The sequence below is a fragment of the Peribacillus sp. RS7 genome (genome assembly GCF_041956845.1).
Taxonomy (GTDB): Bacteria; Bacillota; Bacilli; order Bacillales; family DSM-1321; genus Peribacillus.
Map to the genome: position 1 here is coordinate 3555145 of NZ_CP168135.1, position 15755 is coordinate 3570899.

Here is a 15755-nt window from a genome sequence, read left to right on the forward strand (position 1 = left end):
GTAAGGGGTGTATACCTAAGCGATACACCCCTTGGCTAATAAGGGGATTTCACTTCCTTAAGAACCACTCAATCCGTTTCAACGCTAACATCTTTATCAGGATGCATAAAGAGAGGTTGCGGCGCTCTTTTAGCCTCTAACAGTTCACGGTTTTCGGTTGAATTCCAGCCTATATCATTGGTGGGGTGTATCCATTCGTCTCCAGCCATGATTTCCGGGTCGGTATCTTCGCTCCAATTTTCGAGTGGTGAGTTTTCAGATGCATATTTACTGTCTCCAATGACGACTCCGTAATCATTGACGAATGGAGCTTGTGGTTTTATGCCGGTTCCTTTAAAGCTTGGCGCGTTAATTTGGTGGGGTTGTGTATCGTCGACAATTGGTGAATCCAATTTCTTCTTCATATAGTATCTCCCTTTCCGTTTTACGGTTATTTTTCTCGTCTGTCCCTATATTATCCCTGAATAATTTTCGACTGTTTTACCCCATTCTAAAAATGTAAACTATATTAAAAGGGGTGGATGAAAATGAAACGGAAAGCCAATGTTGATGGTGCTGTCAAAGCAAGCAAAACGCCAAAAAGGAACCAAGCTGAAAATGAGTTTTCCAATGAGTTCGCATTAGGGGAAAACGCAATGAAAGGTGCTAACCGCAATTCGAAGCAAGGCAGAAAAGGAAGAAGTTAATGGATAAAGAAAAAGGGAACTCACAGGAAAATATAGGGGAACATGTACGGACTGAATTTGGAATCGAATTCAGTGGCGATATGAACGCGACCAAAATTTATGAAATATTGGCAAAAGAAAATAAAAAACGTGATAATAAATAAAAAAATAAAAAAGGACGGGCCCATTACTGGGGTCCGTCCTTATCTTTAAAAAATGATGCTTCCGGATTTTGAGAGTGGGAAGACGGTTGAGCCCTTACCACTCGGATCAAAATAGGCAAGCATGATCGATGGTTTCTCGACGATTGTCCCCTCCGTTAAATACGTTTCCAAATCAAAGGGAAGTGCCTCGAGCAATGTGTGTTTGTGTATTTCTTTTTCATTAAGTGCCAAAGCGGTGAAAGAGGATCCAAGCTGATCAGGCTTATTCAGGATATCTTCATAAATCTCTTTCCGGCCATGTTTATCAAGCGAAGCTTCCCACCAAGGTTTACGTGGTTTGTATTTTTGATTCAAGAAATAATCCAATTTCATGAGTCCGATTATGTTTTTCAGTTCAACAGATTCGCGGGAAGCCAAAAACTGCTGTAAACGTCTGAATAAGTCTTCAAGCTGATGTCCGATTCGTGACCAGCCTTGTTGATCCCAATAGGTACCGAAATCTTGAAAGAAGTCGAATGGTGATTGAAATACCGTTTTGATCAGATATTCCGTGGTATGATCCATTCTATGATCGTTCCAGTATTTTTCAAGGACATCTTCAACTTGTTTAATGCGGACAATATCATCGAAGGATAATACATTATTTCCTAGGATTTCGTAGGGAGCATGATCACTATATATATATTGGTGTTCATCGGCACGTATCCTTAAGCCAGTACCACGGAGCATCTTTAAGAAGCCAAGCTGCATCTCTTCGGGTCTGAGCTCGAAGACATCATTGAAGGTCTTTCTAAAGGAATGGTAATCTTCTTCAGGCAAACCGGCAATCAGGTCTAAATGCTGATCAATTTTCTGCCCTTCTTTAACCATTGTGACGGTCCGGGTCAGTTTTTCGAAATTTTGCCTTCTCATAACCAGATCATTCGTATGGTCATTCGTTGATTGTACCCCGATTTCAAAGCGGAACAATCCTGCAGGGGCATTATCGTTCAAGAACTGGATAACTTCCGGACGCATGATGTCCGCAGTGATTTCAAACTGGAATACCACACCGGGCAGATGTTCATCAATTAGGAATTGAAACATTTCCATGGCATAGCTTCGGCTGATATTGAAGGTTCGGTCAACGAACTTAATGGTCTTAGCACCATTAGCCATAAGGTATCTGATATCTTCTTTAATCTTTTCACGATCAAAATACCTGACACCCACTTCAATCGATGAAAGACAAAATTGGCAGCTGAATGGGCACCCTCGGCTAGTTTCGATATAGGTGACACGTTTAGATAGATCACTACGATCTTCTTCCAAACGGTATGGTGTAGGCAGCGATTTCAAATCAACCTTGCCGTTCTGAGGCTGGATGATTTTTTTTCCGTTCTGTCGATACGCAATGCCGCCGACCTTTTTATAGTCGTTCGCACCTTCAATTTCAGATAATAGAGCCTTGAAGGTGACTTCACCTTCTCCAATTACGATAAAATCAGCCCCGGGGATCTGATCTAGCCATTCAACAACATCATATGTGACTTCAGGTCCGCCGAGAATGATAACCAATTCTGGATTGATCTTCTTCAGCATGGCTACAACTTTCATTGTTTCCTCGATGTTCCAAATATAACAGCTGAATCCTATAACATCAGGTTTTTTGGAATAAAGGTCACCAACGATGTTCATGATTGGATCTTTGATAGTATATTCTGCCAGCTGTACATCATAATCTGGCTGGGCATAAGCCTTTAAATAGCGAATGGATAACGATGTATGGATATATTTTGCATTAAGAGTACTGATAATAATATTCATGTTAAAGGGCGTAAAAGAAACGCCTGGCTCCTTTCGTGTACATGTCTTTTTAAGCCAACAAGCACCAACGAGTAATTTTACCATAGCGTGCTGCATTTGAAAAATGAGTTATTGGTAAGAACGGAAATCTTTTCAGCTTGAGAGACGAAATGGAATTGCTTTTAAAAAACGGATAAAGCAGAAAATGCTTTATCCGTTTTCTTTCAAAATGCTTGTTTTATATACTCTTTTGTTTTAGACATGAAACGCTTTGGTTTTGTCGCCTTCAACTCGATGATCGGCTGGGCCATTGTAGCGATCATTTCGCTTGACAATAACACGGTGATCAAGAAAGAGAGGCCGGCGAGCATGATAAAGCTCTCTGTGTTGCTGAAGTAGTCCTGTAGGGTGCTTTCCCTGAAGAAACGGATGAAGAATCCGTGCAACAGATACACATATAGGGTTTGTTTACCCCAATTCGTAAAGAAATATTGTCCGCGCGGGATGAATGAAAGGAAGCTGAACACTGAAATTATGCTCAATCCATAAAATCCGAGGCGTTTAAACATGGATATGATTGTCGCATCTTCAAGCTCGGCATATGGTTTCGAACCGAGCAGCCATTTATAATTGATATCGGTATTTAAATAAAACCCGATAAAAATCACTAACATAACACTAAGTGAAGCAAAACGAACCTTGGGTGTGAATAGTTTTTTTAAATGGTCTTTGCTTAAATGGTACCCGATTAAAAACATCGGGAAAAAAACGAATGTCCTCGAGAGACTAAGGTAATTGGAAATATGGTCAATATACCCAATCAATAATGCGATTAAAATGGATAAACCTATGCCGATTGATGGCTTTAGCTTTGAAAAACCAAGTAGCATTATGTTCCAACAGAATAAACTGATCAAGAACCAAAGCGACCATTGGGGATCAAGCAAGTCTACAGTGATTGCAGAGCGTTCGTATAAGAAATAATAGTAAACGGTATATATCAATTGGAAAATGAGGTAAGGTAAAATCAGTTTTTTTGTAATTTTTGCTAAATACCCTTTTTGATAAAAGCCTTTCGCAAAGAACCCTGAAACAAGGATAAAGGCAGGCATGTGAAAGGAATAAATGGTTTTATATATAGCGTAAATCGTTTCACTGTCATGTATATACGTATTCAGCAAATGTCCAAAGACGACAAAAGCCATGAGAATGAACTTGGCGTTATCGAAGAAAAAATCACGTTGTTTCATAGTTGCCTCCATTTAATGAATTTTTAAGGTAGCAAGAAAGCATTGTTATTCCTTATACCCTAAATACGTAGTATTAAATCAATATTTATTAAATTTAGTATAATAGCCTTAAATAAAGCTTAACGCGAAGTTTTAAATGATTCAACATACTATAATTTGACATATAGGATAATTTTGGATTTAGATGATTGCATCGATTTTCGAAATTACCGAGGAAAATCTAGATGGGTGTCGAATAAAAAGATTGGTAAGGATGGGTTTTGATAAGGGGTGTCAATATGAATATCGGTTACGAGAATGAAACGGAATATAAACAGGAAATTTTAAAATTGAATAAGCAGATCGAAGGGTTTTTGAACATTTTCAATTCAATGTCGGAGCCTTTTATTAGGGTTGATGAGGAACTAAGGCTCACATATGTCAATGATGCGGCCTGTGCCCTGCTGGAAACATCTAAAGATCAGTTGGAGTCCATGAAGATAACTGATTTTCTCGAGGTCATCGCTTTAAATAATCAGGATGAGTCCGGTTCCCCAAAAAAACCGATTGAAAGTGAAAGGCAGATGATCCAGCTTCATACCGGAGCCCTTAAACAAATAGAGTTTATGAGTATGGGGGCTCCTTCCGAAGGACAGCGATTTTATCGTTTGGCGGATGTGACCTTGGATGTTTCTTCGTCCCGGGAAACAAGAATGTCAAGGCAGATGTTTTTGGACATTTTTGATACGGCCATAGAAAGCATTATACTATTCGACAGTTCAGGAATAATCATGGAAGTGAACCATGCCTTTATCCATATCATGGGCATCCCAAAAAAAGAGATTGTTGGAATGAATATGAGGGACCTCATTTCACCAGAATATAAGGCATATTGGGGCGAGAGCATACAAAGGGCCTTTGTTGAGTCGAACTTCAAAGGTGAGGTAGAGATAATGATCGGGGATGAACTCCATCATTTTACTTTTTCCATAAGTTCAACGGTAGGAAATGAATTATACATGTCGGTACTTCGAAGAATTACAGAATCAAATTTAATAGAAAAGAAGTTAGAGACGAGCGAACGGATTTTTGCGGAATTATTCGACCAGTCCATGGATGCGATCATATTCTGGAATGATGACGGAATCATTTTTCGTGTCAATCAATCAGCATGTAAAATATTTGAATCCAGCAGAGAGGAATTGATAGGCAGCTATATTTGGAAATACGTGTACAGCAACAACCATCATTTTGGGCAGATGATGGAAACGTTTGAAAGGGACACCCAAGTGAGGGGGGAACTTATTTATAAAATGCCGAATCACCAAATAAAATTACTTGAATTGACTGCCAAAAAACATGAAGGTGATGGGTATAACGTAACAATCTTTCGAAATGTCAGTGAGCGCTGGCTGATTGAGAAGGAATTAAGGGATAGTGAGAAGAAATTCAGGAAGATTTTTGAGGGAACATTAGACGGCTTGATATTATGGAACAATGAAGGGTTCACCGATATTAATGAAGCGGGTCAGAAGATATTGGAAATATCGAAGCATAAACTGCTATCTTTATCTGTTAAGGAATTCATTGAGAAAATCCCTGAAAATGCTCCTGCCTTAAACGGGCATATTGAAAATGTTTACAAGCATGAGGTCTACTCATCCATCATTCCGATAACATTCGAAGATGGAAGAGTTAAGCATATTGAATTTTTAACCAGGAAAAATTTATATTCGAACCTGAATCTGAGTATTTTCCGTGATGTGAGTAAAAATCTCGAAATGCAGGAACAGATCCGGAAATCGGATACTTTAAATGTCGTTGGCGAACTGGCGGCAGGGATTGCTCACGAAATCAGGAATCCAATGACTGCATTAAAAGGATTTATCCAGTTGCTTGAGGATGGCGTCAAGGGGGAATTTTCCACATATTTTCATGTGATTACATCTGAAATTAAGCGAATCGAAACGATTATCACGGAATTTTTAGTACTGGCAAAGCCACAGGCGCTTAAAATTTTCAAACAGGATGTTCATACCATTTTGAGGGAGACACTGGAATTACTGGCCGCCCAGGCCCTGCTGGAAAATATTCAATTCGAGACAGACTTCGAAGAAGATGAGTTTAAGGTTTTATGTGAAGCGAACCAGTTAAAGCAAGTGTTCATCAACATCATCAAAAATGCATTGGAAGTCATGCCGGATGGCGGATCTGTTCATATTAAAACAATCCGATTTTCAGAGAAATATGTTTGTATTTCAATTACCGATCAAGGCATGGGGATCTCAACGGAAATGCTGAAAAAATTGGGTGAACCTTTTTATACGACGAAGGACAAGGGAACCGGACTGGGGCTTATGGTCAGCTATAAAATCATTGAAGAGCACAATGGCTATATAGAAGTGGAAAGCGAAGTGGATAAAGGAACGAGCTTTCATATTTATTTGCCATTCGAGTAATGAAGATAAGTGGAGGGAATATTCTAGCCCTTTGCTCAGCAATCAGAAAGCATTCAAAATTCTTTTAGTAAATGGGGGGATCCTTATTCAATGGATTCCTTTTTTTTGTTTCCATTTTATATCATTTTCATCTTGGAATCACAATTGACGTTGTACTATCGAAAAAATATTGCGCTAATTAAAGGGATATTCCATCTTTTTATTCATTGATAAATTTGTCCTTGTTTGCTAATGTGGTAAACTGCCAAAGTATTTTGAGCGGAAACTAACAATGGAAATAAAATGAAGACCTTTCGAATCGGATGTCCGGAGCTGGCTTTTTCGTATCAAATCATTAAGAGGATTATGGTTCGGAATTTCCGTCATATCCTGTCTGCTGGTGGGTCAAGCTTTATCGCAATTTAAGAAGTTTTGTCTTTTTTTGCGAATCTATTTACATATAAGGCATATTTTGTAATACTTCTTTTTATGATGTAACTTTAAAAGGGCAGGAGTAGTGAATGTAGTTATGAATTCTAGGTGTGCAACGGAAATTTGTTCTGAGATTCGAATGAAGCGTTGGGAAATGATGGAGTTGGCAAAAATGTATGGAATAGGTCATGAGTATACCCTTCGCCAAAGCGAGCAACTTGATAAACTTATAAATGAGTATTTGATCCTTCAACATCATTCTTCAGTGGAAGTGAGAAATAAGCGGGAAGAAATGGTTGTTATTGTACAGAAGCCCTTTAATGATGATTTTACATTTTAAATGGACCTGAATGCATGCATCACTTCTTAAATTAGCGATAGGAGAGATAAGCACCTTTTGGGTTATTGAACAGGTAGTAAATGAACTTTACAAACATTTCATGAAAACAATTCAAGAAAGATCATATACAAAAGACGATCATTATCTTTTGAATAACTATTGCTTTGAGGTATACATCGAGGGGGAGGTCACCAGAAGGTGTCCTTCATGCATCGGGAACGTCAATGTCAAGCGGGATTTGTTTAGAAGCAGGAATTTAACTTAATGTATTACACTGATTAATAAAAAGTAAGGGCTGACTCACTTAATGGAGCCAGCCATGGTCAGGTCTGGATTACAAAATTTCCAATAATATTACCATGAACAAAAGACCGACAATGAAGGAATAGGTTGAGGTGCGTTCATTACCATCCCCATGGCTTTCAGGAATCAATTCCTTATAAACGATGAAAAGCATGGCTCCCGCAGCGAAAGCTAAGCCGTATGGAACCAGGAACCCAATGTAAGAGGTTAAATAATAACCCAATAAGCCCGTAATTATTTCGATGGTACCGGTCAAGGTTGCTATCAGGAACGCTGTGAATTTACCGATTTTTTGATTAATTAAAAACAAGGCGACAAGTAACCCTTCCGGGGCATTTTGCAGGCCGATGGCAAATGCGATCAAGTTACCTGTATCAGCTGTATCCGAGGCGTAACTGACACCTACAGAAAGACCCTCTGGGATATTATGGAGTGTAATGGCAGTGATGATAAGCAAAGCCTTTTCATCGAACTGAATACCACTTTTCGTATGGCTGAGATCGATATGCGGAATGTTTTTTTCCATGATCGTTAATGTCATTACCCCGAGAAAAACCCCAATGACAAGCTGAATATACCCTCCGGTGGCTAAAGACTCCGGAATCAGGCTCAATAACGAAGCAGCCATCATGATACCAGCGGTAAATGCCAGAAGCGTGTCTCTGAAACGATGTGTGATTGAACCTTGAATGAACAAGATCGGTAACGCACCGAACCCTGTAGACATAGCAGATAGGATGCTGCCTAATAAAACTCCACTCATATATTTCTCCTTTGTATGGTACTTATCATTACTTATTTGTAAACCTTTGGGCGAAACAATAATTTATTGTATTGAGGTGATAAAAAATAGGTTCCAGGAAAAAACCATTTTGAAGTCATTCATGTTTTCTGCGAATCATTCTTCTGCATACCATTTTTTCAATGTTAGATCAGTCGGCAGCAATATGCTGATGATCCCAAGCAATGGCAGGAATCCCACTATCTTAATCATGGATTCGATTCCGATTATATCTGCGATGGCACCCAATGAAACGGATCCAATGGCACCCATTCCAAAGGCTAACCCTACAGTCAAGCCGGCCATTGTTCCGACTTTTCCCGGGACCAATTCCTGTGCGTAAATTACAGTGACAGAAAAACTGCTCATTATAATGAACCCAGCCATCAATAATAAGATAAAAGCGGCTGTAGGAGGTACGAATGGTAAAAGTGCGGTTATTGGCATGCTTGCAGCGAAAGAAAAGAAAATTACATTTTTACGACCGAATCTATCCGCAAGCGGGCCACCGAAAAACGTACCTACAGCTCCAGCGGCTAAAAAGGCAAATAGGAAAATCTGAGCGGATTTTATCGTGAATGAATGCTGCTCGATCAAATAAAAACTATAAAAGTTCGTCATGCACGATACATACCAGGAACGGGCAAAAATAATGAATAAAATTAATACCAAGGCTTTGGCCACTTTATGGGACCGTTCTTTATTGATTACTTTTGCAGCAAGCTTTTTAGGCTGGAAGTGAACTAATTTTTGAGAATACCACTTGGCAATATACAGCAATAGGATAACGGCCGTTAAGGCAACCAAGGCAAACCAGAGTGCGCCTTTTTGACCGAAAGGAACAAGTACGATGGCTGTGATGAGTGGGGCAAGGGCTTGCCCGCTATTTCCGCCAACCTGATAAATGGATTGTGCCAGGCCTCTTTTAGGGCCGCCTGCCATGTAGGCAACCCTAGAACCTTCCGGATGGAAAATGGCTGACCCAAAGCCCATCAAGATGACTGCACCAAGGATAACGGTATAGTTTGGGGCAATTGCAAGTATGATGACCCCTATTAAAGTACTGGTCAATCCAATGGGCAATGCATAGGGAAGGGGCTTTTTATCTGTATAGAACCCAACTGCCGGCTGCAGAAGGGATGAGACGATATTCAGGCAGAATGCAATCATCCCGAGCTGTGTATACGTTAGCGACATTGATTTCTCCAGGATTGGGAACATGGCCGGAACTACGGCCTGAAGTGAATCATTCATTAAATGGCAGATGCCTATGATGATCATGATTTTCAGAGTCATATCTTGTTTTTGCGGGTTTGTTTTAATGGCAGCGATACTTCCCATATGTATATTTCCTTCTTCCTGATTAAGAATTTTACCTATTCAATAAATAGATTCATTAAGCATGTCCCGTATGCATGACACCTTATAAAATAATCGGAATCGTTCTCTAGTCTTCATTTTTTAAAATTAAACCCTTCAATTTATAACTAAGGATGGTCTTTTATTAAAGGTAAGCTGATTGTAACGGTTGTACCGTTTAGAGGTTTACTTGAAAACTCGATGGTTCCGTTAAAAGATTCAATTATTCGTTTACATACGAATAGCCCTAATCCGGTTCCTTCCTTTTTCGATGTATAAAAGGGATCGAAGACTTTACCGATATCTTTTTCATTCAGTCCATGACCGTTGTCGATAATTATGATTTTAGCCCATTCATTTTCATGATGAATCCGGATCCTTAACTTTTCCCCAACTTCCATTGCCTCGAAACCGTTTTTGGCAATGTTGAGAATGACTTGTTTGAGTTGGTCCTTAGTACAATGAACCCTGATCGGTTCCTTTACGATGTTCCATTCCACTTCTATATTGAAGTGACGTGCTTCTGATTCTATTATTGGTCTCAATTCAGCAATGATACTGCGAATATCATATAAGGATAAAGTCTGGGGCATGGGTTTCCCTAAAATCAAAAATTCGCTCACTATACTATTGATCCGTTCAATTTCCTTCATGATGACAGAGTAATAAAACTGATCTTGTTCTTCTGGGTGTTTTTCAACCAGTAATTGTACCAGCCCCTTTATGCCGGTAAGTGGATTTTTTATTTCATGTGCCGTACTGGCAGCCAATGTACCGACAAAATCTATTTTTTGCTTATCGTTTAATAACTTTTGGTTTTTGGTATTCCTGCGAACGATCAGTTCCTCCATGACGCTATAGATCATGTGAGTAAAAAAGAAGGTGAAAAAGACAAGTATTAAAAGGACATTTATGTTATTTGTATTAATCCTGTCGGGCATCTTGACCGAAAGAGTCCAATCCACTTCTGTTAAAGGAACATCCACCCATGTTGAATGTCCAGTGAATTCTTCGGTATTTATATCTAGAATTCGAGATTTATCGCTTGTTTCCAAGATAAAGGCATGATCAGGGCTGAGCATTTTTAATGTTTTTTCCATATGATCGAGCCTAATATGTACCAATAAAAACCCTTGCGCCTTTTTATCATGATCCAGGATGGGAGCAAAAATGGAAATATAATCGAAATCAGGTTTATATGGATCCTTTGTTCCTATAACAACGGCTTTTTGAGTTTTTACTGCAAGCTCAATATCATCCTGTTCAATTAAAGAATAATGATGGAAATATTTATTCGTCCCTGAGATGGAAACGCCATCCTGGTTTAGCCAATATACTCCGGCATACCTGGAATCTGTATCTTTGATCCATTTCATAAGAAGTTCGGTTTTTTTATCATCCATATAAAGAACCGAACTGCTAAGGCTAAGCAGCTTTTCCTTCGTTTCACTTATAACTTGATCTATGTATTCTTGATAAACGGTTCCCGCCCATTCAGCTTTTTCCTGTCTTTCTTTTTGAATGGAACGTTCTAAATTCGTCCAATAAATGATTGACAAAATAATTAATGGTAAAATAACAATAAGTAGATATGCGGTGAATTTATGCCTTGTTTTCATGTTTGTCACTACTTTAGCTTTTATTTCAAGTATATCAAAATGAGTGATTAAACAATAGTGCATACTAACAGGGCAGATTGACAAAAAAGTCATAATGTCATATAATAACTTTTAATTCAAGATATTTTAATTAAAAACTTTAAGGTTGTGAAGTTATGGAGAATAATAACATCCAACAGTCTTTGAAACTGTTTATAGTGATGTCTAGAGCACATAGATCTATCAATGATGTGGTAAATAAACATATAGCCGAAGAGGGTTTGAATCCAACTGAGTTTGCAGTACTGGAATTACTTTATCATAAAGGCGATCAGCCTCTTCAGCAAATAGGAGGAAAAATCCTGCTAGCGAGCGGCAGCATTACCTATGTCGTGGATAAACTTGAACAGAAGGATTATCTACAGAGAATAGCATGTAAAGAGGATCGCCGTGTAACCTTTGCAAAAATTACGGAAAAAGGAAAAGCCTTCATTGAAGGGGTATTTCCCGAGCATGAAAAAAGAATCGATGATATCATGAGTGTACTTACGCAAGATGAAAAGGAAACCGTGATAGAATTGCTTAAAAAGATTGGGTATTCCGCTCAAAATTAGCTTAAGAACCAGCACCCGGAGTTTACTGCAGGTGCTGGTTTTTTTATGGTTGATAAAACCTAATTTGTTTCAAGGACATGAAGGTTTTTAATACCGTTGTGGCGAATTAAATTATATTACGATAACCGCTATTAATGAGAATGTCTCTTGAAAGTGATTTCGATTGGTGGATAACATTAATTTGGATTATACATGAAAAAAATGTCGTTATATCATGAGAAGGAGTGTACATATGAAATTTAATGAGTATGAATATAAACGTCCTGAAATGGATGAGATTAAAAACCGGTTCATGAACGCTTTGGAAAAGTTTACGGATGCTGGAAATGCTGATGAACAAATAAAAGCCATGGAAGAAATAAATGAAATTCGAAATTATGTAGGTACGATGTTTAATTTGGTATATATTCGACATTCCATTGATACCAATGATGAATTTTATAAAGCGGAGAATGATTATTTAGATGACTTCTCCCCAGAAATGGAAGAATTAACATCAAAATTTTACAATGAACTCGTTCGCTCGAATTATCGTCAGGAGCTTGAGGTGAAATGGGGAAATCAACTATTTGACTTGGCAGAAGCCCAACTTAAAACCTTTTCACCCGAAATCATACCGCAACTGCAAAAAGAAAATAAATTATCGAGTGAATATTCGCAATTAATTGCCTCTGCAAAAATTCACTTTGATGGAAAAGAGCTGACACTTGCCCAGCTTCAGCCTTTTATGGAGTCGGCGGACCGTGAGTTAAGGAAAAATGCAAGTCGGGCATATTACGGTTTCTTTGAAGAAAAGCAGGTGGATTTGGATCGCATATTCGATGAACTTGTCAAGGTGAGGCATGAGATCTCGATAGCGCTAGGCTATGGAAACTTTGTGGAGCTTGGGTATTATCGAATGACAAGGACTGATTATGATGCTGATATGGCTGCTGCATTCCGCAAACAGGTTAAAAAGGAAGTGGTACCGCTTGTTACCCGGCTGAGGGGACGACAGCGCGAACGTCTTGGTTTGGAGAATTTAAACTATTATGATGAGAATTTTCATTTCAAGACTGGTAATGCCGTTCCAAAGGGCGATGCGGAGTGGATCATCGAAAATGGGAAAAAGATGTACCAAGAGCTCTCGCCTGAAACGAATGAGTTTTTCAATTATATGATAGCTAATGACCTGATGGATCTTGTGGCGAAGAAAGGAAAAGAAAGCGGGGGCTACTGTACTTTTATAGAAGACTATAAAGCTCCATTCATCTTTTCCAATTTCAATGGTACTTCCGGGGATATAGATGTTTTAACACATGAGGCAGGACATGCGTTCCAAGTATATCGCAGCCGTAATCTCGACATTCCTGAGTATTATTGGCCCACATATGAAGCCTGTGAAATCCATTCGATGAGTATGGAATTCCTAACTTGGCCATGGATGGAGCTATTTTTCAAGGAAGATACGGAAAAGTATAAGTTTTCCCATTTAAGTGGTGCTCTCACATTCCTCCCGTATGGGGTAGCTGTTGATGAATTTCAGCATTTTGTTTATGAAAATCCTGAAGCCTCCCCCCTTGAAAGAAAGCAGGCTTGGCGTAAAATCGAGATGGAATATTTGCCGCATCGTGATTATGAAGGGAATGAATACCTGCAGAATGGCGGGTATTGGCAGCGGCAAAGCCACATTTATCAGTCGCCTTTTTATTATATCGACTATACATTGGCCCAAATTTGCGCTTTCCAATTCTGGAAAAGGTCAGCTGAAAAAGATGAAACGGCTTGGAAGGATTATTTGAATCTGTGTCAACTTGGAGGCAGCAAGTCCTTCCTTGATCTCGTTGAATCTGCGAATCTGAAATCTCCATTTGTTGACGGGACAGTACAGTCGGTCGTTAAGGTGATAGACGAATGGCTTTCCACTGTCGATGATAAAGCATTATAAAAGATAATGTTTTAATGATTCGGTAATCATTTGGATGCTTTAATAAAACGCTTGGGGATTACTCCTTAAGCGTTTTTTAATCTTTCCTCCGTTCAGAAGGTTTGGTACAAAAAGCTTTGCTAAAGCCTCACAGAGAAATTCGAAATAGGTGAACAGGGAAATTCAGACCACACAATGATAGGAAAGTTAACTAACTCTTTAATGCCATAAAGTCCAGGGGAAAAAAGCCGACGAAAGGAATATTGCTCGGCTTGTCTTAAATGTCTCTTCCTTACATATAAATGTAGGGAGGAGGGGAGAGTATGCTGTCAAGGTGGTCAGGGATTTTCCAGATTGCAGCGGTTTATGTAGGAACAGTCGTCGGTGCAGGTTTTGCAACTGGAAAAGAGATTGTCGAGTTTTTTACCCGTTATGGCTTCTATGGCTTTATTGGGATTTTAATAGCAGGTTATATTTTCATTTTCACTGGAACTAAAATCATGCTCATTTCCGCAAGGATCAGGGCTTCTTCTTATGAGGAGTTCAATCAATTTCTTTTTGGAAAGAAAATTGCAGGAATCATCAACATCTTTTTCCTTATCATGCTGTTAGGGGTGACGGCTGTCATGATTTCGGGTTCAGGCGCGGTTTTCGAAGAACAACTTGGCGTGCCGAAAAGTATAGGGAGCTGGTCCACGATCATCCTGGCTTCCTTGGTCTTGATGATGGGAATGCGCGGTGTATTCACTGTAAACTCTTTTGTTGTACCAATCATGATCAGTTTCAGTTTGATCCTTTTTTTCTCGACTTTGGGAAATGGAGAGTTCTTCAAGACCCTTACAAAAGTGCCAGATGAAGTGATTACCCTGAAAATGATTTTGTCACCATTTGCCTATACAGCCTTTAACCTGGCCTTGGCACAGGCTGTGCTGGTTCCGGTTGCCTATGAAGTCCGAGATGAGAAGGTCATTAAACATGGTGCAATCCTTGGGGGAATATTCCTGACCATCATTTTATTAACGGGGCATTTTTCACTTATGACACTCCCTGATGTGAATAATTATGAAATTCCTTCGGCGGTTATTATGAGAACGGCAGCCAGTCAGTTATATTGGATGTTCATTTTGGTGATTTATGGGGAGATATTCACTTCGGTCATCGGAAACATATATGGATTACAGAGGCAAATAAGCAGTTATATTAAAATGCCAAGCATGCTGATCATAGCGGTGATTTTTTTAATTGCTTTAATCATAAGTGAATTTGGATATGGAAGGTTATTAGGATATATTTATCCGGTTTTTGGATACATAAGCCTGCTTTTTTTAATGCTTGTCTGGAAAAGCAAGGCAGGGAAGGAGAAATGAAGAACGGGGGGCATGACCTTAGCCCTCCGTACCTGAATGGATGTTCATCCTTTCATCAGCGTCATAGCCATCTGTAGAAAAGCATCCCGGTAATCCTTATCTTTTTTTGTGAACATAGTTAAGCGGACGGGTGCTTTTTCATCCTTGAGCAATATGGAAGTAATCACATCATCCCCACTTTTCACTTCAAATCCCATGCCGTTCTCGACATCAAGAGCTGGATCCACAATCGTGTCTGAAAGGCTTTTCAGCTGGGCTTGAACATTTTTCTCCACTTCATCCCAATTAACATCAGCCTTCAATAATTCGATTCTCATATAAATGGAGTCATCTTCAGTCAGGAACACGATGTCTTTTCCTGGTTCTTCGGCACTTAATTTAAATTGTTGCAAAACATAGAGGCTGAACGGTTGATTATCACTTCTTTTTAAGAACGCTGTTTTTTCTATTGCTTTCCCGTTAATTGTATATTGCAGGTTTTGCTCCATCAGTCTTACTTTGTTGTTGTTTCCGTTATTGCCATTATCTCCATGTGAAGTATTGCCTTCGTTCTCCTCGTTTACAGAATCTTCCTGTGGTTGGTCTGCATTTTCGTCTGCGGTCGTACCGCAGCCAGTCAGCAGAAAAGCGGCGAATGCGGCACAGCCAATATAACGTGTCCAACTAGTCATGTCATTTCCCTCGTCTTTCTGATAGAATTCCAATATTCCTATAAAAGATATCCCAGCAATCAGACATGCTGGTGATTTCCCCTTTAATAAAATGACGTTATGA

14 protein-coding genes are annotated in these 15755 nt (G+C 39.2%); 7 read left to right on the forward strand and 7 right to left on the reverse strand.

The genetic code is table 11. The features are described 5' to 3' along the window. Positions 1-68: 68 nt before the first annotated feature. A complete protein-coding gene (locus ACDZ29_RS17845; protein ID WP_289317329.1) occupies positions 69-404 on the reverse strand; it encodes a DUF3905 domain-containing protein in 336 nt (111 codons plus the stop codon). A gap of 123 nt (positions 405-527) precedes the next feature. On the opposite strand from ACDZ29_RS17845, the gene ACDZ29_RS17850 reads away from it, so the two are divergent. After that, positions 528-686: a hypothetical protein gene (locus tag ACDZ29_RS17850; RefSeq protein ID WP_283901701.1), complete on the forward strand. Its 159-nt coding sequence runs from the start codon at positions 528-530 to the stop codon at positions 684-686. Beyond that, the gene (locus ACDZ29_RS17855; protein ID WP_375088294.1) at positions 686-829 is read left to right on the forward strand and encodes a hypothetical protein; all 144 of its coding nucleotides are present in this window, start codon (positions 686-688) and stop codon (positions 827-829) included. The genes ACDZ29_RS17850 and ACDZ29_RS17855 overlap by 1 nt, the downstream gene beginning before the upstream one ends. A gap of 45 nt (positions 830-874) precedes the next feature. Here ACDZ29_RS17855 and ACDZ29_RS17860 read toward each other — a convergent pair whose 3' ends face one another. Both ACDZ29_RS17860 and ACDZ29_RS17865 read right to left on the reverse strand, forming a co-directional pair. Beyond that, on the reverse strand, positions 875-2635 hold the full coding sequence (locus tag ACDZ29_RS17860; RefSeq protein WP_375088295.1) for a B12-binding domain-containing radical SAM protein: 1761 nt from the start codon (positions 2633-2635) through the stop codon (positions 875-877). Between the two features lie 203 nt (positions 2636-2838). After that, positions 2839-3864 carry an acyltransferase family protein gene (locus ACDZ29_RS17865; RefSeq protein WP_370014320.1) on the reverse strand — a complete coding sequence of 342 codons (1026 nt, stop codon included), beginning with the start codon at positions 3862-3864 and terminating at the stop codon, positions 2839-2841. 278 nt (positions 3865-4142) lie between these two features. On the opposite strand from ACDZ29_RS17865, the gene ACDZ29_RS17870 reads away from it, so the two are divergent. Next, positions 4143-6302: a PAS domain S-box protein gene (locus ACDZ29_RS17870; protein ID WP_375088296.1), complete on the forward strand. Its 2160-nt coding sequence runs from the start codon at positions 4143-4145 to the stop codon at positions 6300-6302. A gap of 508 nt (positions 6303-6810) precedes the next feature. After that, the gene (locus ACDZ29_RS17875; protein WP_289324250.1) at positions 6811-7053 is read left to right on the forward strand and encodes an aspartyl-phosphate phosphatase Spo0E family protein; all 243 of its coding nucleotides are present in this window, start codon (positions 6811-6813) and stop codon (positions 7051-7053) included. Between the two features lie 334 nt (positions 7054-7387). On the opposite strand, the gene ACDZ29_RS17880 is transcribed toward ACDZ29_RS17875, so the two are convergent. The 3 genes from ACDZ29_RS17880 to ACDZ29_RS17890 form a co-directional block, all read right to left on the reverse strand. Further along, positions 7388-8119 carry a ZIP family metal transporter gene (locus ACDZ29_RS17880; RefSeq protein WP_289324251.1) on the reverse strand — a complete coding sequence of 244 codons (732 nt, stop codon included), beginning with the start codon at positions 8117-8119 and terminating at the stop codon, positions 7388-7390. A gap of 135 nt (positions 8120-8254) precedes the next feature. After that, complete coding sequence (locus ACDZ29_RS17885) at positions 8255-9478, reverse strand: MFS transporter (protein WP_289324252.1); 1224 nt, start codon at positions 9476-9478, stop codon at positions 8255-8257. A gap of 146 nt (positions 9479-9624) precedes the next feature. Then, positions 9625-11115: an ATP-binding protein gene (locus ACDZ29_RS17890; RefSeq protein ID WP_375088297.1), complete on the reverse strand. Its 1491-nt coding sequence runs from the start codon at positions 11113-11115 to the stop codon at positions 9625-9627. 155 nt (positions 11116-11270) lie between these two features. Between ACDZ29_RS17890 and ACDZ29_RS17895 the strand changes: the two genes are divergently transcribed. The 3 genes from ACDZ29_RS17895 (at position 11271) to ACDZ29_RS17905 (ending at position 14981) form a co-directional block, all read left to right on the forward strand. Then, the gene (locus ACDZ29_RS17895) at positions 11271-11708 is read left to right on the forward strand and encodes a MarR family winged helix-turn-helix transcriptional regulator (protein ID WP_289317320.1); all 438 of its coding nucleotides are present in this window, start codon (positions 11271-11273) and stop codon (positions 11706-11708) included. 232 nt (positions 11709-11940) lie between these two features. Beyond that, on the forward strand, positions 11941-13635 hold the full coding sequence (locus tag ACDZ29_RS17900) for a M3 family oligoendopeptidase (protein ID WP_375088298.1): 1695 nt from the start codon (positions 11941-11943) through the stop codon (positions 13633-13635). A gap of 302 nt (positions 13636-13937) precedes the next feature. After that, positions 13938-14981: a hypothetical protein gene (locus ACDZ29_RS17905; RefSeq protein ID WP_289324255.1), complete on the forward strand. Its 1044-nt coding sequence runs from the start codon at positions 13938-13940 to the stop codon at positions 14979-14981. Between the two features lie 44 nt (positions 14982-15025). Here ACDZ29_RS17905 and ACDZ29_RS17910 read toward each other — a convergent pair whose 3' ends face one another. Then, positions 15026-15652 carry a hypothetical protein gene (locus ACDZ29_RS17910; protein WP_375088299.1) on the reverse strand — a complete coding sequence of 209 codons (627 nt, stop codon included), beginning with the start codon at positions 15650-15652 and terminating at the stop codon, positions 15026-15028. Positions 15653-15755 lie beyond the last annotated feature (103 nt).